The organism is Companilactobacillus allii, from assembly GCF_001971585.1.
GTDB lineage: Bacteria > Bacillota > Bacilli > Lactobacillales > Lactobacillaceae > Companilactobacillus > Companilactobacillus allii.
The window spans coordinates 2,286,802-2,309,457 of sequence record NZ_CP019323.1; the positions used below are offsets into that span (position 1 = coordinate 2,286,802).

Genomic DNA, 22,656 nt, shown 5'->3' on the forward strand with positions numbered 1-22,656 from the left:
CTCAAAACTTAATACAACTCAATTAAAACAAGTTTATACTTCATTGTCAAATTTTTTATTGCTTTTAAACAATTCCGTTTTTGACAATAATTTGATATTATTTTTTATTAGGGACAAGCACTGCTCTTTGTCCTCGTTGTTTGTGATCAGCAAAGAATAAATAGTCCGCAGTAAGGACGGCACATATAATTGAAAAAACTTAATACTTTTTTTAAGAAACATGGTTTTGACTTTGCAATGTTTATGGCTAGTATTGTAGTAGATGTCATGATTGCAATTTTATTTTAAACAGCAGTGCGAAGACAGAGGATTGAGCCCCTCTGTCTTTTTTATATGTTAACATATTCCTCAAAATTTCCAATAAAAAAGCCCCCTACCTAAAATTAATTAGATAGAGGGCTATTTATGTAAAATCGGAATGGTTTTACAAATACATATGATACAGATATATCTACCGAGTTGCTAACTCAATACAGCATAATCAAATATTTAATTATCTGTTTCCGCCACCGATTGTGTAATAAGTATCTATGTATTGATTAGTAGCAACTTGTAAGTATAACTTTCCATTAATCCAATGTGGACGGTCGTTAGTCTTCCACTTAGATTGATCAGTGAAAGTTTTGCGACTGTCCGAAATCTGCTTACCTGTTGAATCCACAGCATTGACACCAGATATGGCGTTGATAGTTACTAAGTTAGCTTCAGAAGTGTATTTCTTTGGAATGTACTCGTCTGTAGCAATTCTGTACATTGGCAAACCATTGACCGTTGTCAGATAACTAGTCTTCCAAGCTGTATCATTACGTAATTTAGTATTGCTACCAGGTATAATTTTACCTTTAGAATTCCAACCAGCTATACCAGTTGTTGGACCGTCTTTAATTGTCACAGCATCACGTATAACTGTGGCTGTAGGTGTTGAATAGAAGCCATGTAGTAAGTCTTCAGCTAACCTCTGTTTAGTTATACCCCAGCTAGCAAGATAGCCGTAAGGGTCTTGATGGTCGCCACCATAGTTGTTAGTTACCCACAAGTGTGACTTAATACCGTTACCATAGCCGTCCAAAGTTAATGGGATACCGTAGTAGTTAGCCCAATATCTGGCTAGGTTAACGTAAGTGTGGTAATCAGCATTGAATGTATTACGGTCAGCTGTACGTGCTAATTCAATTTGAACTGGCGAATAAGGATTAGCTGACAAGGCTCCCCAAGCTACATAACCTGGTTGTCCTACTTGATACACTTGACCGCCACCACCTACAAAATAAGTAGCATAGGCGTTCGAATAATTATTATGCATGAATTGTACTTCGTGCAACACAGCATTAGTGTCATTCACATCATTCTGATTGCCCGATTCATGTAAGATAATATAGTTTCTATATGCTTGTCGTGAATCACCCTGATAAGCTCCCAGAGCATAATTCTGATTAATATTGAAGTCAGAATTAACATCAGCATCAACAGTTACTGGTGCAAGAAAAAAGCCTGCTAAAATTACTAGCAGACCTAAGATATTTATTTTGTTTTTCATATTATCCCTCTTTTGGTTTTGAAGTGTCGTAAATGATACCAACTAACCCACCAACAGCTAATAGTGAGTTAACAATATCCATAACTTGGCCAGATAATTCAGCTGGTAATTGGATATTAAAAAGTGCCAGTACTTGCTGTACCAGCACTAACAGAATTGATATCAATGACACCCACCATACTTTGGAGTGCCAATCTATTGATAATTTATTTGTCTTCATTTTTCTTTCTCCTATTCAAATTATTTTTGTCATATAGAAAACCAATTTCGATATCATGTCTTTCAATATCTAAATGATTTTCTTCAATCTTGTCTTTCAAATCACTATGAGCTTTATTAGAATTGGCGTTTAATTCTGTAATTGCCTTGCTTAAATCTGATAACTTATCGTTCAACGGCTGAAACAGGATTCGCCTAACTGCCGCTATTATCAATGAAGTGATCGTAGCGATGCCAACCCAATCACTGATAGTGAAGCCCAAAACTGTAAATGTATGTGGTGGCATATTATTTTCACTTCCCTAACCTGTGGTATCAGTATCTTCAGTATTATCTTCCACAGGCTCATCGGTCATAGATTTTTCTAATTCTGCTTGTCTATCAATCTCAGCCTGTTTCTCCGCTTCAATTCTGTCCTCTTCAGCTTTTTGAGCATCTAAGATAGATTGTTTTTTAGCCTCAATATTAGCTTTAATTTTAGTAAAATCATCGTCAGTGATAAAGCCAAGTTCAATAGCCTTTTCAACCATTTCATCAGTCCAATTTTTTGATTCATACCAATTTCGAATATTTTCAATTGTAATTAAATTATTTAGCATCTGTTGCACCTCCTTGAGTCATCAAGCTATATGCAATCTGCGAGTTTTGAGCTTGCAATGTTTTATTTGTATCATCCTGAACCATGGCAGTGTATGCCATGGCCGCTACTGGTGCCGCACTTGCCACCGTCGCTACTTGTTGCCAAGATCCAACAACACCAGAAGTTATATATTTGAAATACATTTTTCCACCATTGGTAACTCCAAAAGCGTATCCATTATTAACATCAGATTTATAGATTTGTCCTCTAATAGAATCACCTAACGTATTGCCTGCCTTGTCACCTTGAATATAAAAAGTTTTCAAACCACTTATTAAAGATTTAAAAGTTACGTCAACAGTAGTCGAATTATCTGACAATGAAATGCTTGAAGAACCATCATCCTTAGTGATCTTAGACTTTTGCCAATCAGCAGTATCAGAAGTATTTACTTCATCTTTTAGAGCTGGTGTCCAATCAGTTTCAATATTTCCGCGTTCAACTTTTACAAATTTAACATACAAATCGCCTGAACTAATATAAATGCAAAATCTATTGCTTGCTGCCCTAATATTCTTAGAAACAATTTTTGACCATGAATCGGTGGGATTTTTATATGGATTCTCTGGATACTTTCCAGTTTCAATCCCAAATCTAATAATTGTTGCATCACCTTTAACTAAGCCACTTGCAATCCAACTTTCTCCAGACTTTAAGGAATTTGATCCATAATATGATGGTGAGCTGGTAAATATACCTGTTGGTCCATTACTAGAATGAATATGAAGCATTTTATTTCCTGCTTCATCATTCTCAACGGCGACTGTTCCATTTTCGGCGTTATATATATTCCAATTCATTAACGAATTGCTAAAATCACCATTGGCCAATAGGTTGACTCCACCAATATTGACTTTCCCTTGTAATGCATTAACGCTACTAGTTATCCCAGCCAGTTTACTATTTAAGCCATTAATTGAGTTGGTTCCCGTTTTTACATTGCTTTTTAATTCTTGCAAATATGCGTCTGATTGTTTTGTAACATTTTCAAATTGTGAGATTAAGTCGTCAGAAACGCCCGGAACATAGCTTTTTAAATCGCCATCTATTATAGTTCCCGGAATTACAACAACTTCAAAGCTCTCAGTACTAATATTTCCGTTCAAAAGGAAATATGCGTTTCTAATTTTAGTATTTTTAGAAGTTACCGCCGGCGCAACATTATAAGTGATAACATTCCCAGAAATGGTTGCAGGATCATTAGCAATTGCCGTGCCATCACTTCGATTACCGCTGAAGGTGGCTGTCTTAAAATTACTGTATGGCGTCCCATTTTGATAAATAGTTGCTTTGATTGTATTATCTGTATCGCCAGATCGTAACGTTACTGGCCGATTAATAAATTGACCAGCTTTATTAATATCTAATTTAACTTCACTAATCACTTTCAGTCACCTCTTTTGATGACAATTTCTTGGCTAAATCTCGAAATTCTGCGAAGTCGGCTTCTTCAATATCAGAGCTGCCTTCTACAATTCGACTTTCATTGATATTCACAATACTGTTACCGTCAAATGTCGCATTAAAGTTGGCCAAAATAGTATCACCATCTTTACTATTTCCATTTAAATATATCGTCTTGCTTGTTGTTAAAGCCATTATTTTTTATCCTCCGTTAAATATCCTTCTGGAATTGCTTCCGGACTATTTTCGTAAATTTGATTAATTAAATTTTGCAAATCTGCAACTTGAACGGTTAAAATATTCTTCTCTTTTAGAAGTGTCATGTAATCTGACTCATATCTATCAGTCAACTGGCCACTATCAATTTGCGTTAATTTTTGTATGTTTAATTTTTTCATTAGATCCTTCTTCCATCTACATATACTGGGCCAGCTAAATACAGACCTCCACCATCACATGAGATATTTCCACCACTTGCAATATGTAGATATTTAATTGTTCCAGTTCTACTTACATTGATTTTGCTTGTAGAAATTGTGTTGACACCATCTAGGTGGCCAACCGTCATGGCTGGTGTTGTGATACCATAATTGGCAATTGAAGTACTGATATTACCAGCTGAGTTTTTAATTTGTAAACTTGAACTACCAACAATTTTTGCACTATTGATTGTCACTGAATTCAACGTACCAGAATTAATATTCCCACCATTGATAGTAGTACCAGTCAGTACATTAGTTGTTAATGAATCTGCATAAACACGCCCGTCAGCACCCAAACCAGCTTTCACAGTTCCATTGGTTGAATGGAATCCTGCACCGTGATCATCAAGCAGCCAGTACCCGTAGTCAGTTTGTATTTCCAATTGTGTGGCTTCGGCTAAAGATGGTATCCATCTTAACTTATTAGTTCCGCCAGAATTCATGAAATTGCTTAGGCTGATTTTTGTATTATTAACATCGGTTTTAACTGACTCAACTTGTTCTTGAGCTTTCTTTTCAACGTCATCAATTTTCCCATTAAATGTATCATCAATAGTATCATAATTCGATTGAACATCTTCACCCAAATCGCTGATGTTGTCAGTAATACTGTTAGTTGCATCAACAATGTCAACGCCGGTTTTAGCAATGCTTGATTGTGACTTTTTGGCTTCTTCTTTTATTCGTTTGTCCAAATACATGAAAATAGTTTGTTGAATATTCCCAGCCTTAACAGTCTTATTAGTCATTAAATCGGGGTCAAAATAGCGTTCCACAATGGTCTCATCAGTGGCCAAACCGTAATCTTTATCGTAAATTCTAGCAATGTCACCGATATTTGCTTCTTGAACTCTCTTTTGACCAGCGTTTACAACATCAATAGAAATAGTGTAAGTTGGTTTATCAACATTAGGATTTTCAATGAAATAATTGTTTGAAACATCGACTAAATCATATAAGTTATCAACTCTTGATGAGTAATCGACGTATTTTCGATGAGCCATTTTATAATTATTTTTTAAAGGCGAATTAACTTCTGGCCCATATTGAATTTGTTCATCGTCTGCGTCATCAGTGGTTGAAGCGGCAGCATCAGTAGCCCCGGAAATTATTTTGCCAAGGCTTCCCTTAAATGAAACTGCATTGGACAACACCCACATATTGGTAGCAACTCTAAACTGATAGATACCATTTTTATTTCTCTGACGGTCCACCGACCATTCGGAAAGTGGCTCAAGAATTCGATTGTTAACCATCACATTTTTATCGTTATATAATTCTGCTGGCACATTACCAACGGTTGCTATACCTGATGTTACAGATACAACTTTCCAGCCACCTTCATCGGTAGTTGTAGCCGTAGCAGGTACCGAAATTGTTTGGCCAATTGTACCCTTGAAAGTTCCGCTTTTGGAATCAATCCATTGGTTTAATCCAACTCTATATTGAGTTATTCCGGACTTGCTTCTGACACGATCAACAATCCATTGACTCGCTTTGGCTAGTCCTTGATTAATCACCTTCTGGTTATTCTCGGTATATATTTCTGCGTAGGTATTCCCAATGGTTAAATTTCCATCGTTAACTTTTTTAACAGTCCAACCATCAGAATTAATTGTGTAGTTACTTTGGGTACCACTTGAGTCGACACTACCTTTTAAAGTAATGTCAGAAGCGTTAACCCACATATCCATACCGATTCTATACTGAATAACTGAGCCTCTAACGCGTTGCAAATCAGTATTCCATACATTGTTTGCGCTAAGTTTTCCACCACGCATTTGATAGTCATCATCGTAAACAGAAATGTCACTACTATTTGTGACAGTCCCACTTGTAACTTTAAAATATGACCAATTAAAGTTAGGCGTATCGGCTGGAGCTGGTTGAGAGACAACACTTCCAACGCTTCCTTTAAATGTCATATCCGAAGCATTAACCCAATTATCCATACCAATTCTATACTGGGTTACACCTGATTTACTTCTAATTCGGTCGGTGGCCCATTGTGATCCAGTGGCCACAGCTCGTGTTTTATTGGCAACATTGGAATCTGAATAAATGACTGCTGTGTTAGCTGCGGTCACAACACCACCGGCGTTGATACGTTTAATAGTCCAACCATCTGTATTGGTAGCCGTCACTTTATTAGGAATTACATCTCCTATTTTTCCGGAAAATGTAACAGCCGTATCCGAAACCCACTGATTAGTTGCCACTCGATACTGGGTTTGACCCATCAAAGTTCTACGTCTATCGGTTACATATGAATCTCCTGTATTCAATGAGGCACCTGTCGCATTTCCCAAGTCATTAAATACATTTGCTTTCGTATTACCAACTTTAACAATTCCATCGCTGATTTTTTTAACTGTCCAAACGTTTGAATACGTTGGTGAAACCGGTTTTGATGTCACTGTTCCAATCGTTCCAGAAAATGTTACATCAGAAGAATCAACCCATTGGTTTAATCCAACACGATATTGGATATCGTTGTTCTTAGTTCTACGTCGGTCAACTTTCCAATCAGTTTGGGCGGTTAATCCGGATTTGGTTTTAGTCCCATCATCGGAATAAATTGGGATGTCGAAACTTCCGACTTTGGCCAAACCATTTGAAACCTTCTCAATTGTGTAGCCCCAGTCATTGGCAGCTGAATCCGAGTGATCAACTTTATACTTATAATACGGAACTATTGAAGTAGTTAAGGCATCAATACTCTTATTAATAGTTACACCAGATATATTTTTACCTTTTCGTAAATCAATGTACTTATCTGTATTTTTCTTGGTCAGCTTTAGTGATAATCCTTTTCTAACAAGTCTGGCATCTAAAATGCTTGTAAGAGAATTTGTTTCACCTATTAAAATTTGACCAGGGTTGTCATTCTCATAGACAACATCAGTCTTACCAATTATCTTATCGATATCAGTTGAATAAGTGAACTTTTGACTTGGTAAATCAAGCATGCCAGTCATTTCAGAAAGAATATCTTTGACCTTCTTGCCATCAATACTTAATTTTCCTTTGACATAATTCTCATTAGTAAACATTGTGACATGACTACAGCTGACAGTTATAATTCCAGGACTTTTTACGGCCAAACTTTTAATATAAAAAAAGTCCGTATCAATTTTAGATACAGACGTAGCAATAATCATTTCAGTTTTAATTTTCTTAAATAGCTTATCAGTAACCAGCATATCGAAGCTAAATGTATAGTCACCGTTGAAAACTTCATGCACCTGTTGATTACTTGCTGTGGTTATCCTGCCTAATCCAGATTTTGGATAATCATTTATTGAATTAAGTAATACTGGTTTCATTTTAAATTGTCCTCCATCTTGGCCAGATTGTTGCATCGGCAGTTATAGTATTAGTACCTGGATATAATTGTGGAAATTCCTGTGCCATATCAAACGCATTATCAACTAAACCCGTGTCAGTATAAACGTCTTGCTGTTCCTCCAACGCGTCCACAGTGGCGCCGCCGCTCGGCAATGTGTAATTGAATGTATCTGAATTAATAGCAAGTGAGCCACCTGAATTGAATTTAATTAGTGGCCGGGAAGCATAAGAAAACTTATTCTCTAATGTTAGGCTGCCATTAACCTCATAACTAACTTCTGGCTCATAATATTTGAATGCTTTAGCTGTCAATTTAAAAACTAATGCCGTCCAGTAGCTTGTTCGAGTAACTCTTGACTGAGTTACTTCTTCAGCATTTGTAATATAGTAAACAAAATTTGGCTCGCCATAATATGTGAATCCCACATAATCAGGCGAATTGAATGCGGATATCAGTGCTGACACACGCATTGTACGGTCAAGTTCATTGTCTGCTTGAACAACTATGTGTAACTCGACGCTACGATTGTCGTAAGAATCTTCATTAAGGATAGATTGAAAGTTAGCACCCTCAATTTGTTCCATTGTTTTCTTCATTTTTGGAATTGAAATAATTGGATAGGATTCAAGAAATGAATGCAAGCCTAACATCCCTGTTTTTCCGTTTATTAAAAAGTCTCCTTTTATCATACTATTGAACCACCTCCAAATGCGTCTGATGTGTTGTTAAACATTTGTCGCTGTTTTTCTTCAATCATTCCAGCAATTCTGTTAGCTAAATCTTTATCATTAGTGTTCCCATCTACTGAAACATTAATATTGATAATTGGTGCTGATTTCATATTCTTGCTAATCTGATCACCAATCATACTTAGTGTTGATTTATTAAGTGGAAGCATTGCCTCAGGGCCAGCCTCGCCAGCTCCCGAAACTCCAGTTGGTCCATTAAATAATGTAGGCTTCTTGAACACTGCACCTTTGGCGTACCACTTAACATTTAGATGTGGAACTGTCATCTTCTTCAAATCAAATCCACCCGAAATACTGAAATGAGGCATAGCTGGCAAACTAATTTTAGGGATTCTCAAATGCATACCGCTAAAGAATCCTTTAATAGCTGAAACAATTCCAGAAATCGTACTCTTAGCAGCTTGAACTGGTGTTACCATCGCTGACTTAATTCCATTCCAAACTGATGAAGTCACAGATTTAATAGCGTTCCAACCTGATGAAACTACCGACTTAACAGCATTTACAACATTAGTAATCGTTGATTTGATACCATTCCAAATATTGGATACAACAGATTTAACTGCGTTCATAACACTTGATGTTACAGACTTAACGCCATTCCAAGCAGAACTAACAACAGACTTAACTGAATTAGCAACTGTAGAAATAACCGATTTAATGTTATTCCAAACACTTGAAACTACTGATTTAACAGAGTTCAAAACACTGGAAGTAATTGACTTCACACTATTCCACACGTTGCCAACGAATGAAACTATTGGTGCTAGGACCGTGCTCACTGTAGTTACGATAGCATTGAATCCTGTAGAAACAACATTCACAATCGTGGTCAAAATCGGTTGAACGAATCCCTGAATTCCTGTCCAAATTGCTTTGAACGCATTACCAATATTGGTGAAAATTGCATTCCAGATATTAAATGAAGTCTGAAAAATAGTAGTGATTATCAGCCAAATACCTTGAATGATTGAAACTACTGTCATAAATCCGAGTTGAAAAACTCGCTTGATCGTATCGATTATTGGAGTGAGAGTGTTGACCATTCCATTCCAAATATTTTTAGCAGCATCGCCAATTGATTGAAAAATTGGAGTTAGAAAATTCTTAACATTTGTCCAAGCCGTCTGAATAGCCTTAGTAACATTTTGTACAATTTGTTGGCCGGCCTTAGTTTTGGTAAAGAAGTAAACCAATCCAGCTACTAGTGCGGCAATAGCAGTAGCTGCTAAGACATATGGATTTAAACTCATTACAGTATTAAACGCTGCTTGAATACCCGTTCCAATTTTTGTAAGACTATTGAACGTCTGCATTGTTTTAACAATTGCGTTAATAGCTTGCATACCTTTGAATGCTACAACTGCTGCACCAACAGCCACGCCTAAAGCCTTAAATGCGCCACTATTTTGTTTAACAAAGTCAACAATTTTCTTAACTTGATTCAATGCTTTAACAGTCACATCACCGAGTTTATTAATTGAATCAGTAAGATTTTTCTTACCGAATGAATCAATAATCTTCATGATTGCTGTTTCGGCACCAGCTTGCAAGTTACCAATAGCACCTTCAAAAGTCTTTGTACTCTTAGCAGCTTCAACCGCAACAGGTTTATTACCAAGTTGCATGATTGCTTTGTTAAACTCGTCAGAAGTGATCTCGCCTTTTGCCATTGCATCACGGAAATTACCAGTGTAATCACCATTCTTTTTCATTGCTTCTTGTAACTTACCAGAAGCACCAGGAATAGCATCAGCTAATTGATTCCAATTTTCTGTGGTCAGCTTACCAGCACCAGCTGTCTGAGTTAGCACCATGGCAACTGAGCTAAACGTATCTTGATTACCACCAGCTACCGCATTTAAGTTACCTGCGGCTTCCGTCAATCCTTCATAATTGTTAATACCATTTGAAGCTAACTGCGCAGTAGTATTTGATACGGTCCCTAAATCATAAACTGTGTCATCAGCATATTTCTTCATTTCGGCAGTAGTCTTCTTAATTTCAGCAGAACCAGCACCAGAAAACTTCATTGTTGATTTGAACTTGTCCAATGAATCTGAATCAGTCATAGCTTCTTGACCCAATTCACTAAGACTATTCTTAACTGATTGAAATACTGATTGTGCCATACTGAAAACAGTTCCAAAAGAAAAAGTCTTTTTGAAACTTTCAAATTTGCTTGCCGCATCTTCTCCAGCGTCTCCAAGACCTTTTACATCTCTTGAAACATTAGTTGAACTACCACCTAATTCATCAATCTTACTTTTAACATTTGAAATACCGCCAGCATTACTATCGACACCGTCTAGTGCACTTTCTAGCTTGCCTAAATCTTGTGCACTGATACCAGCTTCCCTAGCGATTTTCTGTAATGCTGTTTGCATCTGTTCAGAACTGGCAGTTCCATTCTTAATAGCATTGGTTAATCGTGAACCAAGTACAGAAGAATAATCTTCCACAGAAGTTTTAGTGGCAGTGAAGTAGTTCTTTAATCGTTCGGTATTGGTACTTAAAGATTTCTGCTCACCGGATAGATTACTCAATTGGTTCTTGTAGCCTTTGAGTGAGCCTTCTGTAGCAACAATTTCACGTTGGAAATCACGATATTGATCAGCACCGATATCACCATTCTTAAATTGTTGGTCAACCTGTTCTTGAGCTTTCTTTAAAGCACCTAACTTTTCAGAAGTAGTTTCAACAGCTTTACTTAGCAATTGTTGCTTCTGTGAAACTAATTCAACGTTGCCCGGATTCAATTTCAATAATCTATTAACATCTTTTAATTCACTGCTGACTTTAACGGATTGGTCAGTGATTGACTTAAGGGCTTTATCAAGTCCTTTAGTATCACCGTCAATTTCAATTGTTATACCTTTAATTCGATTTGCCATTTTTCCTCCTTTCTAAAAAGCATCAAAGTCAGCTTGAGTAGCTTGTCTGACACCCTTTTGTGTTTTGTGTTCTGTATCATTAGCTTTGACGTATTCAACAATCAGGTCTTGGACTTGACCAACTGTTAAATCACGCATTTCTATAGTTGATAGCCCAATACGCTTACATATTTCAAGATATGTATCTGTGTCTATTGGTTCGTCCGACTCGTATTTGCTATCTAGGCTTTTTTTCCTGAAATAGAATTCTCAATTAAATCTTGAATTTCTGGTAGAACCTCACTGATATCCAAAGAGTCAAATTCAGATAACCAATCAACTAGATCAGGAAGCTTCTTGTCTGCTCCTTTAGCTGTTGCCCATAAGAATTGATAAAATGGCATCAAATCTAAGTTGTCCATATCCTTTCTTGTCCATTTTTCTTGTGGTTTATTTGCTGGAATAGCCTTCTGCATCTTCATTAAATCGGCAAAGAAATCAGTACCAAACTGTGCTCTATAGATGATTGGAGTAGCAGCGGTAGATACTAGCTTCACTTGCTTGTTATCGATTTCAATTGTTTTTTGCATGTTAATTTCTCCTATAAAAAAAGCGGGACTCATTTAAGAATCCCGCTAGTCTTTACTATTTTGGTGTAGGTGTAGCAGATGTGATGGTTCCTGCTGCTTTTTCATACCAGCTGTCATAGACCTCTGCTGGTGCATTTAAAGCTGTTTTAGTCTTAACATTACCAGTATAAGGGTCAGCGATTGAAGTAAATTCAAGTTCTTGTGCTTTTGGCTCAGCTTTTTCTGTCTTAGTTTCAGATGAAATCTTAGGACGTGAAAAAGTGTTATTGAATAGGAAGTGTCTTGTTGCTTTAACGTCTCCGTCAAATTCAAAACTCAATCCGATTGCATTTGGCTTAGTATCAACATTCTCAATAACTTGACCTTTCTCATCTACAATGTTGCCAAGAATATAGGCTTCCAAATCTTGTGGAATTTGATAAATACTTAACTTACCTGTATAGCCTTGATTATTTGAAGCGGTGTAGTAAATTTTATCGTCGGCATAAACCTTTACCATATCGCCTTCAGGATCCAACTCAATTTCACTAGCGCCAATCCACAATTTTCCTGGACCATAAATAAGCCCTGTTCCGGAATCGGTAATTGTGTGCCAGTGTACATTTTTAATACCATAGTTGACTTTATTTTCAACTACTGTTTCTGTATCTGCCATTTAAATATCTCCTTTTTTTAAATCGTTATTTGATACAGAACTTCAAACATTTTTTCGCTCTCAATCCATGATTCATAAGTCACAAATGGAATTTCGTGAGCATCAAAAAAACCAGTGATTAATTCTTCACTGGCCAAATCTTTTTTATCTGTATAAAGTTCTACATCTATTTCTTGAAAATCTGCATAGTTTTTGTTATCTGCGAAAGTAGGATCATTGCCCTTAACTAGATAAACTAAATAAGGTAATTCTGGTTGTTGGCCCGGTTTGAACTCATAATATGCAAGCGGTAATCCTGTTTCAGATTTGAGCTCCTTAGCAAAATCAATTAATTTCATGATTGAACATCTCGCTTTACTTCAGCCTCAAATTCTTCAATTACATGTTGCTCTACAGGTGCGATATGTGGAATTCCAGCAGTACGGCCTCCGTCCCGATTAGCATGACCATTCTCAAGCAAGTGAGTTAGTGAAGCGTGCGTTCTGTTATAAATGACTCTTGCATTACCATTCTTACGTTGTGACCAGCCACTTGCATAACCGCCAGTTCTTCGTGGTGAATTAGATTTCAGCTCACTGACACCATCACTAGCAACCTTTTTCTTAGATACTTCCAATTTCTTAGTTACATCTGAGTTATATTCCTTAAGATACTTAGTAATTTCTGAACTCAAGTCATCAATACTAATCTTTGCCATCGCCAACACTCCTTTCGCAGTAAAGCGTTGTCTTATCACCATTTTCAGCAATTCTGTAAATGTGGTATTTCTCTTTTTTATACTCAATATGTGATTCATTAGAATATTCAAAAGCATGTATCTTAAATGCTTTAGCGGGTTTCAAACCATTTTGACCAGCTGCACTAAATTCGTTAGCTCCCAGAGCAAGCTTGTTGGCATAAACTTTTCTACGCTCAGTGAACGGAATCTGATTCATTAAATCATCTTCCGTATAACCTGTATGTAGTAGATAGATAATGTCATTCGTCCGCATTGATATCACCCATTTCTGCAAGCACATTTTTCTTCATCTCGTAAAGTCCATTAAAACGTGCTGCATCAGGATTGTCATAACCAAATACAGACTTGGCATAAAAAATAACCGCCTGTTTTACGAGGGGGTTATCGGTGTCTTCTGCTATTTTAATTGGAACCCCTGCTGTTTTTAGATCATCAATAGCACCATCAATACATGCCTGAATCTCATTTTGAATATTCTCGTCGTCGGTAGTCACCCTTAGGGTGGCTTTGACCAGTTCATATATTTCATTGGTTTCACTCATCTAACCACCTCTATTTAGCAGGAGTAGTAGCGGCCACTTTTGGAGTTAAGATAGCTAATGCTTTCTTATCTAATACATTGGCATCCACTACCGTGTAGGCTACGTAGTCGTCTTCACGAGCTTTTGCATGTGTTTCAGTAGTAATTGATAGTGGTGCATTTTGATTCTTTACAACACCTGATGTGACGTTACCAAATAACAAGTCGCCTTCGTCAACACCAGCATCAGCTTTTACAACGTAACCAAATAGGCGTCCAACTCCACCAGATGTTGTGTCTGGAATAAAGTAGGGACGCCCATTACCGTCAACGATATTTGCAAGTTGATTCCAAACAGTTCCATTAGTTGCATAGAAGCAAGCACCGTTTGTATAGCTTGAGTGTAGTGTTGAAATTAGTGAGGTCATGTCAGCATATTTGATTTGACCAGTATAGTTAAGAATTTGTTTCTTGCCTTCGTCATCAGCATTTAATGCTGTCTTGATACCAGTTGGTTGATCAACACCATTACCGTTGTATGCTGCCAAACCGAGTGCAACACCAATTCTTTCAGCTAATTCTTGTTCAAGGAATGTGACAAATTCAGGAATTGCCATTGTCTTCATCTTCCATGAAACTGTTACTGACTTAGATAATTCCTTGCCGTCCAAACGTAGTTGAACGAATGTATTCTTTTCATCAGCTGTTGGTGTAGCTTCGTCATACCAAGCGGCATCACCTGATTCAATTTCTTTGTGCTTATTGAACGTCAATGTTCCCTTGACTGAGAAGCCTTTAATGTCTCCCCACAATGGATACTGTTCTTCAGCACGCTTCCAAATGCCTGCTACAACAGTGTCAGGAATTAATGTAGGTGTGTTAATTGTTGTGTGAGTGAATGAGGCATCGTTCAAAAACTTACGGTTAGTATTTTCATAAATGCTTGTTTCTTCGGCACTCATTTCTTTGCCTAGTAAATGTTTTGCCCAAGCATTTTCGTATGTGGCAGTCTTATCAGTGATTGAATTGACTACTGTCCCGTTGACTGGTTGACTCACATCCTTCAAGTCAGGTAGTGTTACGACGCCAGCTTTAGCATTCTTGTTAGCTTGTGTTGTTGCTTCATCATTGAACTTGGTTTCAAGTGCTTGAGCTTCGTTCTTTAATTTTTCGGCTTTCTCAGTATCTCCAGCGGTTAGCGCTGTTTGTGCTTCGTTGATTAGTCCGTTATATTTTTCACGGAATTCATTAATATTCATATAAATGTCCTCGCATTTTCATTAGTTCCAATTCACTTTTGAGTGAGTTGGTTTTTTCTTTTTTCTTATCTTTGTCTGGATCAGACTTCTTAGTTTTGTCTGGTTCATATTCTTTATCAGAATCGGGCTTTTCCTCAGTGGATTTATCCTTATCAGGTTTATCCTTGTTTGGTTCGTCTTCCTTTTCTTTGTCCTTATCAGCTTTAGAAGCCTTATTGACAAGATTCAAAAACTTATTCAAAGCCTCATCTGAAAACATTGGCTCTAAGCTGTTAGTTAAAACTGGCTGTTTATCTTGCAAAAACAAAACCTCATCAGCGAATCCCTTATCCACTGCTTCATCGGCAGTGAGCCAAGTTTCATCGTTCATGAGGTTTAAAATATCGTCTTTATTCATATTTGTTTTAGCAGTATAAGCATTTGCCAATGCTGAATTGTTGTTCTTAAGCACATCTGACATATGGTCCATGTCTCGGTAATCGCCTTGTTGACCTGATTTAACGTTGTGAATCATCAATTGAGCTGTTGGACTCATGGATACCTTGTCCCCTGCCATTGCGATTACAGAAGCAGCAGAAGCAGCTAAACCATAAATTTTCACATTGACTGAGCCGCTGTATTCCTTTAGTGATGAATAGATTTCTGAACCAGAAAACACATCGCCACCGCCTGAGTTGATAACCACATCAACATCTTCACCATTAGCATCATTTAATGAATCTTGTACTTTTCTAGGACTTGTATAATCAAGTCCCAAGAAGTCATACATAACGCCATAATTATTCGGAACTATTGACCCCGTTACTTTGATCGTCATTATTTACACCTCCCTTCATATCCTTTTCTTTGCCAGTATCCTTGCGAAGAATGTACTCATCGCCGCCATCGCGTGGTGGAAGATTAAAGTAGTCTCTAACTTCATTTGGGCTTAAAATTCCACGATCAACAAAACCAGCTAATGCAAGCTTGGTCTGCATTGAAGCATAGGTCATTGAACTAGATTCAAGTTCAATGTGGTTATCAAACGCTTGTTGATGTGTATTGAACAACTTAGATGTGAACTGGTCTGATAATTGAATCAGAATAGGCTCAATCTGAGATTCATAGAATGATATCCATTGATTTTCGTTGTAACTTGCTTGGATAATAGCTTTGTTAATATTAAATAGGCTGTATATCCTATCTGTCACGGCTTCCATCTGGTCTTTCCCAGGCACATACGGATTAATCTGAACTTGCTTCGCATCTGCCTTAGAATCAACGGCAGCAACACCAAACGTGTCTGATTCAGTCTTCAAATAGTTATCTGCGAACTGTTTAGCATTGTCTTTCAAGTCCTCTGGTCGTAACGAGCTGTTATAAACAAGTAACCAACGAATAGCATTGGAACTCTTGACTGCTTGGATAATTCCTTGGTTGGATACTTCCACAACATTCATCAACGATGTGAGTGTGTCGCCAAGTGGTGACCCAAATATTTCATTGTTGGCATAATCTTTTCGCAAATGAATCAAGTCGGTATATTTAAATGTCATGTCCCTACCCTCTGTTAAAAAGAAGTGAACATAAACATTCCCCTGAGCATCAATAATCCCATCAAACGAAGTAGCAGAGCTGAGTGGATAAATTCCAGTTGGAAACCCGTTTGTGTCACGAGTGATCACTGCGAAAGCATTATTATTAAGCTCCAACATGGCAGTCATTTTTTCTTGAAACATTTGACCTGACATTAATGGATTTGGCTGTTTAAGTAGCATTTTCATATATAAATCAGGGTTCACATTGTCACCTCTGATATGCTTAGCAACGGCTTTACCAACTGCTTGCGCTTTTGTTCTCACAATTGAACGAATAATATCTGATTGGTACAAATTCCCATTCCAATTAAAAAAGCCGTTCCCATTTTGAACGACCATCTTGTAGTTACTGCTAACTTTTGGCTTTTCTTGTGGCGAAAATAAATTACTAAATAATCCCAATTAATCACTTCCTTTCTTTTTAAATGACACTGTTATAGTCGTCCAAATATTCATCACGAATCGTATAAGCGTCTAATAATGAAGCAACACCATCGATACGTTTAGTTTTAGACTTACCCTTAGCAGGTTGAATGTTGTTATTTTTATCAATGTCCACAGATGTGTTGGACAAACACCATTTCAAAATTGGATTATTGTTATAAACAATTAATTTAGATTTCAAGTCAGCACCCATTGACTGCATCGGACTTGATAAAGTCTTCTTACCCTGTATTACAGGCTCTGTGACACCACGACCAAACTCATTGTTAAGTTCATCAATCAGATAAGCAGCAGACCAAGAATCATAGCCAATCTTGTATAAGTAGATGTCATCTTTATCTTGCAAGTCCTTGAACCACTCTGTTATCTCGTGATAGTTGACCTTGTTGCCTTGGGACAATCTGATAAGTCCCCTATCTTTCCATTTATCATAAGGAATCTTGTCTTCTACAATGTGTCTTTCAAAACTGTTCTCTGGAATCCAATACATTTGCTTAACATAAATGTGTGGATCATTAGGAACCTGAAAAATAGCCGTTGCACAAGTTAAATCAGTAGTAGCAGATAAATCAATTCCACCAATTCCGTACCTTGGCTTCAATTCTGAAATATCGAACGTCTTTTCATTATTCAAATCTTCAAAGTTTAGCCATGCTTCTGTAGAAGTTTCACGAATATTAAATTCCTTGCAAACAAGGTTTTTAATCAGCGAATGATTATGTTTAGCACGCTCAACCTTTTCAGCTAAGGTGGTTTTATTCTTAATCGTTCCTAAGCCGGGGTTAGCTTTCTTCCACATAGCTGGAACCGTCCATTCATTGCGGTTGTCTAACTCGTAAATAAAGAATATTGATCGGTAATCTTTATACCCGTCATCTTGCTCATAACCATTAACGGTTTGAACACCCTCGTCATAAATCTGGTCGTAAATATCTTCTCTAACCGTACCAGCAGTAGAAGTAATAAATATTAATGGCTCTTCACGAGCAGTGATACCATCAGCCATGATGTTATAAAGAGCTTCTCCATTCTTCCATTGGTGAATTTCGTCCATTAAAACACCGTGAACGTTCAAACCATCCAAGGTATCAGAATCGGCCGAAAGTGGTTTAAAAACGCCGTCATTAAAGTTGACTGAATCAAGTTCAGCAATCTTAGGCTTGATAATTTTTCTTAAATCAGGCGACTTTCTAACCATCGACTTGGCTTCATTCCAGATAATTTTGGCTTGGTCTTTCTTGGTAGCAACCGCATAAACTTCTGGTCCGGGTTCACCATCAGCAACTTGTAGATACAAAGAAACGGCAGACCCTAACAAGGACTTGCCGTTTTTCTTTCCAATAATTAATGTTGCACGTTGATATTGTCTATTGCCGTTAGAATCAATGAAACCGAAGATGGCGGCTAACATAGCTTTTTCCCAAAGCTCAAGTACAATTTTCTTGCCACCCATCTTGCCTTTAGAATGTCTGCAATAATTCTCAATAAACTCAATAACGTGATTACCACGAAAGTTGGAGTAGTAGAAGTCTTGTTCATCGTGCTTTAACTTCCACACCAGATGTTTGTACGTCAGATATATCTTCTGACTAACGACGTTCTTACCGCCATTCTGTTTAAATGTGTTCCAGTATTCTAAGATTGGATCATAATCATCTGGATATTTAATCATTTCTTTCACCTAGAAACTGTTTAAAATTGGCGTCATCATCGGTTTTAGCAGGCATTGGCACGTCTTTTGGAAGTAAACCAATCAACTTATCATAAGTGGCAGTGAACCTATTAATCATAGTGTTGTAAGACTTTTGTGCTGGATTCTCGACTAGCATCTTTTGTTTTCCATTTTCCATCATGTAAGTAGCGCCGTTTTCTTTAACATCATCTTCCAAGTTTTGGAGGGTGATAGTCATAAATGCCAGTCTTTCAATTAGTTTGTCAGCTATATCTCGCTTTTTATCAGGTATTTCAACAAAGGCTTCTTTAAGTGACTTTTTTTCCTTATTAATTCTTGTGTTCTCTGTTTTAACACTCATATTATGTAACCCCCCTCATGTAAGATTTAAGCTGCGTGTTACAGCAATGTTCATCATCGGTGCCTAACCCCCCCAACGGTTACAGCGATTTAAGGGGGGGACTGAAAAAAATAAAAATTTTCTAAAAAATAATTTTAAATTTTAAAAAAATATTTTTTTGTGATGAAATAATAAATAGTTAGTACGAATATATTTTATTTAATTAAAATAGTTTTGTTTGTCTTCTTCATTAACATCAACCAAGTTACCTTCATCATCAAATATTAATCCTTGTCTAGTAGTTGTATCATTACGATGATGTTCTTTGTTATGACAGTCTTGACATAAGTATTCTAGGTTGTCGAAGTTCAACGTGATGTCAGGATCATGTATGTTATCAGTATTTAGATAAGTCTTGTGATGTACTATCCATCCAGGTTTATACTCACCATTGGCTAAACAACGTTCACACAATCCACCAACTGATTGAATGTATGAAGCTCTGCACTTGTGCCACTTCTTACTTGAATAGAACCATTTAGCCCACGACTTGGCCATGTATAGTCACCACCTTTGCTTATAATTAAATGATATGTACTATGATACTATGTAGATATTAATAGGAGGATATAAAATGAAGCAGTCAATACTAAATGACCCCACTGATAAGGAAGAGATAAAGAATAGGACTATCGATTGGACACATAGGCTGGATACTTGCATTGCAGACCCAGCCAATTCAATTGAAGTATTTCGTTCCTTACGTGAAGAGATGAGAAATGAACATGAGTTTGCAAAGCAAACAGACAACTATCTTCTTGAATCAATTAGCCAAGAAGTAGCTCAATCTGCTGGTGGAAGAATAACTAAAGGCAATGTTAAAAGCATTGCTTCAGATTTAAAAATTGGGTTAAGTTATCACTTACACACAGATTTCTAATAATTCAACAACAGCTGCTTATCATTTGGTGGCTGTTTTTTTATAAAATAAAAAGACCAATACTTAAAGTATCAGTCTTCCTAACTTTCAATCTCTCATAGCGGAACGCTATGGTACTATAATATAATTTTTGAAAGGCTCAATCGTGCCAACATCGTGCCAATTATTTTAAGGCTCATATATTTCTAACTCATTTGCAAGATTATTTAAGAATTCACTTTTCAATCTCTTGATTGTTCTCACTGAAAGACTAACAACATGATTATAGTTAAGTCCTTCCAATGTATATGTACGATACTTTTTGAAATACAACTCTTTGATAATCATCTGAGTTTCGAAATTCGATTCGAAGAAGCACTTTTCAACTGCTTTCTTCTCACGTTCCAGCATGTTAAGTCTTCTGTCAGCATCTAAGGTAACCATCATTGTTTCTTGTGGTTTCGATATTTTAGATGACTTCCCACCACCTACATTCTCATCAATTTCTCGATGTGGCACCATTATTTCTTCCTTACGTTTCTTAATGTAATTATCCATGTCAGGATAATCTTTTAAAATGGTTTCAATTCTAAGTTTAATGTCTCGTCTGATGATTATTACCCTCCTTAGCGGTCCAGTTACTTTCAGTTGATTTATTCATTACGTCTAAAATAAGGTCTAGGTAAGAATAAATATCCCCGCCTTCGTACTCATCGAGCAGCTCAAACACTGGCGATTCATTATTTTTTGATGTCATTATTTATCCCCCTTAAATATCTCAATATTTTATTAATTATTCAGTATCTTTCGGTTGATTATCTTGATCCAAATTATTCACTACATCATCTAATTTATTCACTAAATCAAAAACAAAGTCCATGTGAACATCAATATCCTCACCATCATAATCATCAAGCAGCTTAAATGCTAATGCTTCTTCTACTTCATCATTTTCTCTAATTAATTTCATTATTTTATGAAATGATTTGCTAAATTCTTTTAGTTTGTTGATTTCTTCTTTAGTCATTATTTATCTCCTTAAATACATATATTTCTCTGGTTATCCATATACACATAATTTATTTTTTCTCCGTAATATCTTCCAATAACGTTTTGACGAAGTGACTTGATTAAATCTTTTCGATATCGTTCAATCGAATTATTTTTTTTGCAAAAAATCATATAATCATCGGTTATTTTCATATCAATCACATTGTCAATTGAAACTGTCTTCCCATCAAAATCTAAAATAATTTTGTATACATAAATTTTTTCTAATTCTTTTTGTTCATCCTTGCTATATCCCCTTAAAATTCTTACGTTGTCCATTTAATTAGTCCTCCTAATTCATTCTTTTAGCAATTTCATAAATAACTGGGACTGTCACAGAATTACCAGCCTGTTTATAAAGTTGTGAATTACTATTTACTTTCTCTGCTCGATCAAATGCCCAGTCTGGGAATCCTTGAAGTCGCCAACATTCGCGAGGTGTAAGTTTGCGAATACTCATACCATCATAAATACCGTGTCTATCCTGTGTATTTAACGTAAACATAGGATCTTCATTTTCTTTAAATCTTCTACCGTTTTGACGCTTAACAATCCTATCAGGCGTTAATACTGGAACAACCACACCTTGATTTAATCCAGTTTGCAATGTGTTAGCTCTTTGACTTCCAACGCGACCGCGTCTCGTTTTGCTATTTGGCTGTGTAAAGTTAACTGAATCACCCACCACTGCTTCGGCGTAGCCCTGTTTAGTTGCTTCACGGATAGCAATTTTAGGTTCACGGTTACCGCCACCCATAGTATTTAGTGTTCCGGCAATGCCATCTGGTGAAACAACGTCTTGGCTTCCATAAGTGCCAGTGTTGCGCCCGTCAAACACGCGAATTATTTTTTGTTTTGGGCTATCAATTGGTTCACCTTTTCTTTCGATAGGAAATACTTTTCTGGTACATCGTCCTCTAAAATGTCCGATAATGAATACTCTTTCCCTGTTTTGAGGCACGACTTCTTTTGAGTTAAGAATGTCCCACTCGATGTCATACCCGAGTGAGTCCAACTCAATTTGGAGGCTTGCAAAGTCCCATCCTGAATTAATTGAAAGTAAGTTTTTAACATTTTCAATGAGTAAATAGGAAGGTTTCTTTTTGTCTTCGAGTTCATGAAGTTTTCTTGTAACGGCAAAGAATAACGAGGAGCGATTTCCTTCAAAACCTTTTTGTTTTCCTGCGACAGAAATATCTTGACAGGGGAAGCCGAAACACCAGATGTCTGCTTCGGGTAATTCTTTTGTGTTACTGCAGTTAATGTCATGTTCTGTATATTCTCCTTCTGTATCAAAAATTGCTTCATAACTTCTTCTAGCAAATTTGTCTATTTCAACGAATCCAACACAAGTGTGTCCTGCTTGTTCAAGTCCTAGTCTGAAACCACCGATTCCGGCGAATAAGTCTAAAAACTTCATTTTTTTGCCTCCAACAACTCATTCCTGTGTTTATTCCTTCTAGCATTCAACGTCTGCCACTCATCATCTTCTCTATATAATTTTTTACCGATCCTGTTGTTCTGACGTATTATGTCTTCTATATAAAAAAGCTCTTTATGCATAGCAGCTGCTATTTCTTTATTCTTATATCTATTTTCTCGCATTTGATAGACTGCTAAATTATCATCTGTCATACT

Annotated in this window: 30 protein-coding genes; 1 reads left to right on the top strand and 29 read right to left on the bottom strand. The window is 36.7% G+C overall.

Annotated elements, in window-relative coordinates; translation table 11 throughout:
* Positions 1 to 493: 493 nt before the first annotated feature.
* The 23 genes from BTM29_RS11305 to BTM29_RS11410 all read right to left on the bottom strand — a co-directional run bounded on the left by BTM29_RS11305 (position 494) and on the right by BTM29_RS11410 (position 19,607).
* Complete coding sequence (locus BTM29_RS11305; protein ID WP_076617836.1) at positions 494 to 1,537, bottom strand: N-acetylmuramoyl-L-alanine amidase; 1,044 nt, start codon at positions 1,535 to 1,537, stop codon at positions 494 to 496.
* Between the two features lies 1 nt (position 1,538).
* Complete coding sequence (locus BTM29_RS11310; RefSeq protein WP_076617839.1) at positions 1,539 to 1,757, bottom strand: phage holin; 219 nt, start codon at positions 1,755 to 1,757, stop codon at positions 1,539 to 1,541.
* Positions 1,744 to 2,043, bottom strand: a complete 300-nt coding sequence (locus tag BTM29_RS11315; protein ID WP_076617843.1) for a hypothetical protein — start codon at positions 2,041 to 2,043, stop codon at positions 1,744 to 1,746. Before BTM29_RS11315 ends, BTM29_RS11310 begins: the two co-directional genes overlap by 14 nt.
* A 15-nt stretch (positions 2,044 to 2,058) precedes the next feature.
* Positions 2,059 to 2,355 (bottom strand): XkdX family protein, encoded by a 297-nt coding sequence (locus BTM29_RS11320; RefSeq protein ID WP_076617848.1) that lies wholly within the window; start codon positions 2,353 to 2,355, stop codon positions 2,059 to 2,061.
* Positions 2,345 to 3,781, bottom strand: coding sequence for a hypothetical protein (locus BTM29_RS11325; RefSeq protein ID WP_076617851.1), 1,437 nt, complete (start codon positions 3,779 to 3,781; stop codon positions 2,345 to 2,347). Before BTM29_RS11325 ends, BTM29_RS11320 begins: the two co-directional genes overlap by 11 nt.
* Positions 3,774 to 3,995 carry a hypothetical protein gene (locus BTM29_RS11330; protein WP_076617855.1) on the bottom strand — a complete coding sequence of 74 codons (222 nt, stop codon included), beginning with the start codon at positions 3,993 to 3,995 and terminating at the stop codon, positions 3,774 to 3,776. The genes BTM29_RS11325 and BTM29_RS11330 overlap by 8 nt, the downstream gene beginning before the upstream one ends.
* The gene (locus tag BTM29_RS11335; protein ID WP_076617858.1) at positions 3,995 to 4,198 is read right to left on the bottom strand and encodes a hypothetical protein; all 204 of its coding nucleotides are present in this window, start codon (positions 4,196 to 4,198) and stop codon (positions 3,995 to 3,997) included. Before BTM29_RS11335 ends, BTM29_RS11330 begins: the two co-directional genes overlap by 1 nt.
* Positions 4,198 to 7,608, bottom strand: coding sequence for a hypothetical protein (locus tag BTM29_RS11340; protein ID WP_076617863.1), 3,411 nt, complete (start codon positions 7,606 to 7,608; stop codon positions 4,198 to 4,200). Before BTM29_RS11340 ends, BTM29_RS11335 begins: the two co-directional genes overlap by 1 nt.
* Position 7,609: 1 nt before the next feature.
* Positions 7,610 to 8,320 carry a hypothetical protein gene (locus BTM29_RS11345; protein WP_076617866.1) on the bottom strand — a complete coding sequence of 237 codons (711 nt, stop codon included), beginning with the start codon at positions 8,318 to 8,320 and terminating at the stop codon, positions 7,610 to 7,612.
* Positions 8,317 to 11,274 (bottom strand): tape measure protein, encoded by a 2,958-nt coding sequence (locus BTM29_RS11350; RefSeq protein ID WP_076617869.1) that lies wholly within the window; start codon positions 11,272 to 11,274, stop codon positions 8,317 to 8,319. Before BTM29_RS11350 ends, BTM29_RS11345 begins: the two co-directional genes overlap by 4 nt.
* A 12-nt stretch (positions 11,275 to 11,286) precedes the next feature.
* A complete protein-coding gene (locus BTM29_RS13100; RefSeq protein ID WP_257787690.1) occupies positions 11,287 to 11,412 on the bottom strand; it encodes a hypothetical protein in 126 nt (41 codons plus the stop codon).
* Between the two features lie 83 nt (positions 11,413 to 11,495).
* On the bottom strand, positions 11,496 to 11,843 hold the full coding sequence (locus tag BTM29_RS11355) for a hypothetical protein (protein ID WP_076617873.1): 348 nt from the start codon (positions 11,841 to 11,843) through the stop codon (positions 11,496 to 11,498).
* Positions 11,844 to 11,898: 55 nt separating this feature from the next.
* Positions 11,899 to 12,498, bottom strand: coding sequence for a major tail protein (locus BTM29_RS11360; protein WP_076617876.1), 600 nt, complete (start codon positions 12,496 to 12,498; stop codon positions 11,899 to 11,901).
* 17 nt (positions 12,499 to 12,515) lie between these two features.
* Positions 12,516 to 12,836: a hypothetical protein gene (locus BTM29_RS11365; RefSeq protein ID WP_076617880.1), complete on the bottom strand. Its 321-nt coding sequence runs from the start codon at positions 12,834 to 12,836 to the stop codon at positions 12,516 to 12,518.
* Positions 12,833 to 13,195: an HK97 gp10 family phage protein gene (locus tag BTM29_RS11370; protein ID WP_076617883.1), complete on the bottom strand. Its 363-nt coding sequence runs from the start codon at positions 13,193 to 13,195 to the stop codon at positions 12,833 to 12,835. Before BTM29_RS11370 ends, BTM29_RS11365 begins: the two co-directional genes overlap by 4 nt.
* Entirely contained in the window at positions 13,182 to 13,490 is a 309-nt protein-coding gene (locus BTM29_RS11375) for a hypothetical protein (RefSeq protein ID WP_076617887.1), read from the bottom strand. Before BTM29_RS11375 ends, BTM29_RS11370 begins: the two co-directional genes overlap by 14 nt.
* Positions 13,477 to 13,779 (bottom strand): head-tail connector protein, encoded by a 303-nt coding sequence (locus BTM29_RS11380; RefSeq protein WP_076617890.1) that lies wholly within the window; start codon positions 13,777 to 13,779, stop codon positions 13,477 to 13,479. Before BTM29_RS11380 ends, BTM29_RS11375 begins: the two co-directional genes overlap by 14 nt.
* Positions 13,780 to 13,789: 10 nt before the next feature.
* Positions 13,790 to 15,016, bottom strand: a complete 1,227-nt coding sequence (locus tag BTM29_RS11385; RefSeq protein ID WP_076617894.1) for a phage major capsid protein — start codon at positions 15,014 to 15,016, stop codon at positions 13,790 to 13,792.
* Complete coding sequence (locus BTM29_RS11390) at positions 15,006 to 15,833, bottom strand: head maturation protease, ClpP-related (protein ID WP_076617897.1); 828 nt, start codon at positions 15,831 to 15,833, stop codon at positions 15,006 to 15,008. The genes BTM29_RS11385 and BTM29_RS11390 overlap by 11 nt, the downstream gene beginning before the upstream one ends.
* Positions 15,796 to 16,995 (bottom strand): phage portal protein, encoded by a 1,200-nt coding sequence (locus BTM29_RS11395; protein WP_076617902.1) that lies wholly within the window; start codon positions 16,993 to 16,995, stop codon positions 15,796 to 15,798. The genes BTM29_RS11390 and BTM29_RS11395 overlap by 38 nt, the downstream gene beginning before the upstream one ends.
* A gap of 19 nt (positions 16,996 to 17,014) precedes the next feature.
* The gene (locus BTM29_RS11400) at positions 17,015 to 18,709 is read right to left on the bottom strand and encodes a terminase large subunit (protein WP_076617906.1); all 1,695 of its coding nucleotides are present in this window, start codon (positions 18,707 to 18,709) and stop codon (positions 17,015 to 17,017) included.
* Positions 18,702 to 19,070, bottom strand: a complete 369-nt coding sequence (locus BTM29_RS11405) for a P27 family phage terminase small subunit (RefSeq protein WP_076617909.1) — start codon at positions 19,068 to 19,070, stop codon at positions 18,702 to 18,704. Before BTM29_RS11405 ends, BTM29_RS11400 begins: the two co-directional genes overlap by 8 nt.
* 198 nt (positions 19,071 to 19,268) lie before the next feature.
* Positions 19,269 to 19,607: an HNH endonuclease signature motif containing protein gene (locus tag BTM29_RS11410; RefSeq protein WP_076617913.1), complete on the bottom strand. Its 339-nt coding sequence runs from the start codon at positions 19,605 to 19,607 to the stop codon at positions 19,269 to 19,271.
* A 76-nt stretch (positions 19,608 to 19,683) separates the two neighbouring features.
* Between BTM29_RS11410 and BTM29_RS11415 the strand changes: the two genes are divergently transcribed.
* Complete coding sequence (locus BTM29_RS11415; RefSeq protein ID WP_076617918.1) at positions 19,684 to 19,989, top strand: hypothetical protein; 306 nt, start codon at positions 19,684 to 19,686, stop codon at positions 19,987 to 19,989.
* A gap of 168 nt (positions 19,990 to 20,157) precedes the next feature.
* On the opposite strand, the gene BTM29_RS11420 is transcribed toward BTM29_RS11415, so the two are convergent.
* From BTM29_RS11420 to BTM29_RS11440, 6 genes are read right to left on the bottom strand one after another with little or no spacing between them, the layout of a single operon-like run.
* The gene (locus tag BTM29_RS11420) at positions 20,158 to 20,625 is read right to left on the bottom strand and encodes a transcriptional regulator (RefSeq protein ID WP_125673060.1); all 468 of its coding nucleotides are present in this window, start codon (positions 20,623 to 20,625) and stop codon (positions 20,158 to 20,160) included.
* On the bottom strand, positions 20,564 to 20,725 hold the full coding sequence (locus tag BTM29_RS12840) for a hypothetical protein (RefSeq protein WP_157886453.1): 162 nt from the start codon (positions 20,723 to 20,725) through the stop codon (positions 20,564 to 20,566). The genes BTM29_RS11420 and BTM29_RS12840 overlap by 62 nt, the downstream gene beginning before the upstream one ends.
* A gap of 36 nt (positions 20,726 to 20,761) precedes the next feature.
* Complete coding sequence (locus BTM29_RS11425; protein ID WP_076617926.1) at positions 20,762 to 20,995, bottom strand: hypothetical protein; 234 nt, start codon at positions 20,993 to 20,995, stop codon at positions 20,762 to 20,764.
* A gap of 11 nt (positions 20,996 to 21,006) precedes the next feature.
* Positions 21,007 to 21,297: a hypothetical protein gene (locus tag BTM29_RS11430; RefSeq protein ID WP_076617930.1), complete on the bottom strand. Its 291-nt coding sequence runs from the start codon at positions 21,295 to 21,297 to the stop codon at positions 21,007 to 21,009.
* Between the two features lie 13 nt (positions 21,298 to 21,310).
* The gene (locus BTM29_RS11435) at positions 21,311 to 22,438 is read right to left on the bottom strand and encodes a DNA cytosine methyltransferase (RefSeq protein WP_076614562.1); all 1,128 of its coding nucleotides are present in this window, start codon (positions 22,436 to 22,438) and stop codon (positions 21,311 to 21,313) included.
* The gene (locus tag BTM29_RS11440; protein WP_076617934.1) at positions 22,435 to 22,653 is read right to left on the bottom strand and encodes a hypothetical protein; all 219 of its coding nucleotides are present in this window, start codon (positions 22,651 to 22,653) and stop codon (positions 22,435 to 22,437) included. The genes BTM29_RS11435 and BTM29_RS11440 overlap by 4 nt, the downstream gene beginning before the upstream one ends.
* Positions 22,654 to 22,656: the final 3 nt, after the last annotated feature.

Coding starts and splice junctions, on each gene's coding strand:
- BTM29_RS11305 (WP_076617836.1), bottom strand. CDS start 1,537: ATGAAAAACAAAATAAATATCTTAGGTCTGCTAGTAATTTTAGCAGGC.
- BTM29_RS11310 (WP_076617839.1), bottom strand. CDS start 1,757: ATGAAGACAAATAAATTATCAATAGATTGGCACTCCAAAGTATGGTGG.
- BTM29_RS11315 (WP_076617843.1), bottom strand. CDS start 2,043: ATGCCACCACATACATTTACAGTTTTGGGCTTCACTATCAGTGATTGG.
- BTM29_RS11320 (WP_076617848.1), bottom strand. CDS start 2,355: ATGCTAAATAATTTAATTACAATTGAAAATATTCGAAATTGGTATGAA.
- BTM29_RS11330 (WP_076617855.1), bottom strand. CDS start 3,995: ATGGCTTTAACAACAAGCAAGACGATATATTTAAATGGAAATAGTAAA.
- BTM29_RS11335 (WP_076617858.1), bottom strand. CDS start 4,198: ATGAAAAAATTAAACATACAAAAATTAACGCAAATTGATAGTGGCCAG.
- BTM29_RS11340 (WP_076617863.1), bottom strand. CDS start 7,608: ATGAAACCAGTATTACTTAATTCAATAAATGATTATCCAAAATCTGGA.
- BTM29_RS11345 (WP_076617866.1), bottom strand. CDS start 8,320: ATGATAAAAGGAGACTTTTTAATAAACGGAAAAACAGGGATGTTAGGC.
- BTM29_RS11350 (WP_076617869.1), bottom strand. CDS start 11,274: ATGGCAAATCGAATTAAAGGTATAACAATTGAAATTGACGGTGATACT.
- BTM29_RS13100 (WP_257787690.1), bottom strand. CDS start 11,412: ATGCGTGATTTAACAGTTGGTCAAGTCCAAGACCTGATTGTTGAATAC.
- BTM29_RS11355 (WP_076617873.1), bottom strand. CDS start 11,843: ATGCAAAAAACAATTGAAATCGATAACAAGCAAGTGAAGCTAGTATCT.
- BTM29_RS11360 (WP_076617876.1), bottom strand. CDS start 12,498: ATGGCAGATACAGAAACAGTAGTTGAAAATAAAGTCAACTATGGTATT.
- BTM29_RS11365 (WP_076617880.1), bottom strand. CDS start 12,836: ATGAAATTAATTGATTTTGCTAAGGAGCTCAAATCTGAAACAGGATTA.
- BTM29_RS11370 (WP_076617883.1), bottom strand. CDS start 13,195: ATGGCAAAGATTAGTATTGATGACTTGAGTTCAGAAATTACTAAGTAT.
- BTM29_RS11375 (WP_076617887.1), bottom strand. CDS start 13,490: ATGCGGACGAATGACATTATCTATCTACTACATACAGGTTATACGGAA.
- BTM29_RS11380 (WP_076617890.1), bottom strand. CDS start 13,779: ATGAGTGAAACCAATGAAATATATGAACTGGTCAAAGCCACCCTAAGG.
- BTM29_RS11385 (WP_076617894.1), bottom strand. CDS start 15,016: ATGAATATTAATGAATTCCGTGAAAAATATAACGGACTAATCAACGAA.
- BTM29_RS11390 (WP_076617897.1), bottom strand. CDS start 15,833: ATGACGATCAAAGTAACGGGGTCAATAGTTCCGAATAATTATGGCGTT.
- BTM29_RS11400 (WP_076617906.1), bottom strand. CDS start 18,709: ATGATTAAATATCCAGATGATTATGATCCAATCTTAGAATACTGGAAC.
- BTM29_RS11405 (WP_076617909.1), bottom strand. CDS start 19,070: ATGAGTGTTAAAACAGAGAACACAAGAATTAATAAGGAAAAAAAGTCA.
- BTM29_RS11410 (WP_076617913.1), bottom strand. CDS start 19,607: ATGGCCAAGTCGTGGGCTAAATGGTTCTATTCAAGTAAGAAGTGGCAC.
- BTM29_RS11415 (WP_076617918.1), top strand. CDS start 19,684: ATGAAGCAGTCAATACTAAATGACCCCACTGATAAGGAAGAGATAAAG.
- BTM29_RS12840 (WP_157886453.1), bottom strand. CDS start 20,725: ATGACATCAAAAAATAATGAATCGCCAGTGTTTGAGCTGCTCGATGAG.
- BTM29_RS11425 (WP_076617926.1), bottom strand. CDS start 20,995: ATGACTAAAGAAGAAATCAACAAACTAAAAGAATTTAGCAAATCATTT.
- BTM29_RS11430 (WP_076617930.1), bottom strand. CDS start 21,297: ATGGACAACGTAAGAATTTTAAGGGGATATAGCAAGGATGAACAAAAA.
- BTM29_RS11435 (WP_076614562.1), bottom strand. CDS start 22,438: ATGAAGTTTTTAGACTTATTCGCCGGAATCGGTGGTTTCAGACTAGGA.
- BTM29_RS11440 (WP_076617934.1), bottom strand. CDS start 22,653: ATGACAGATGATAATTTAGCAGTCTATCAAATGCGAGAAAATAGATAT.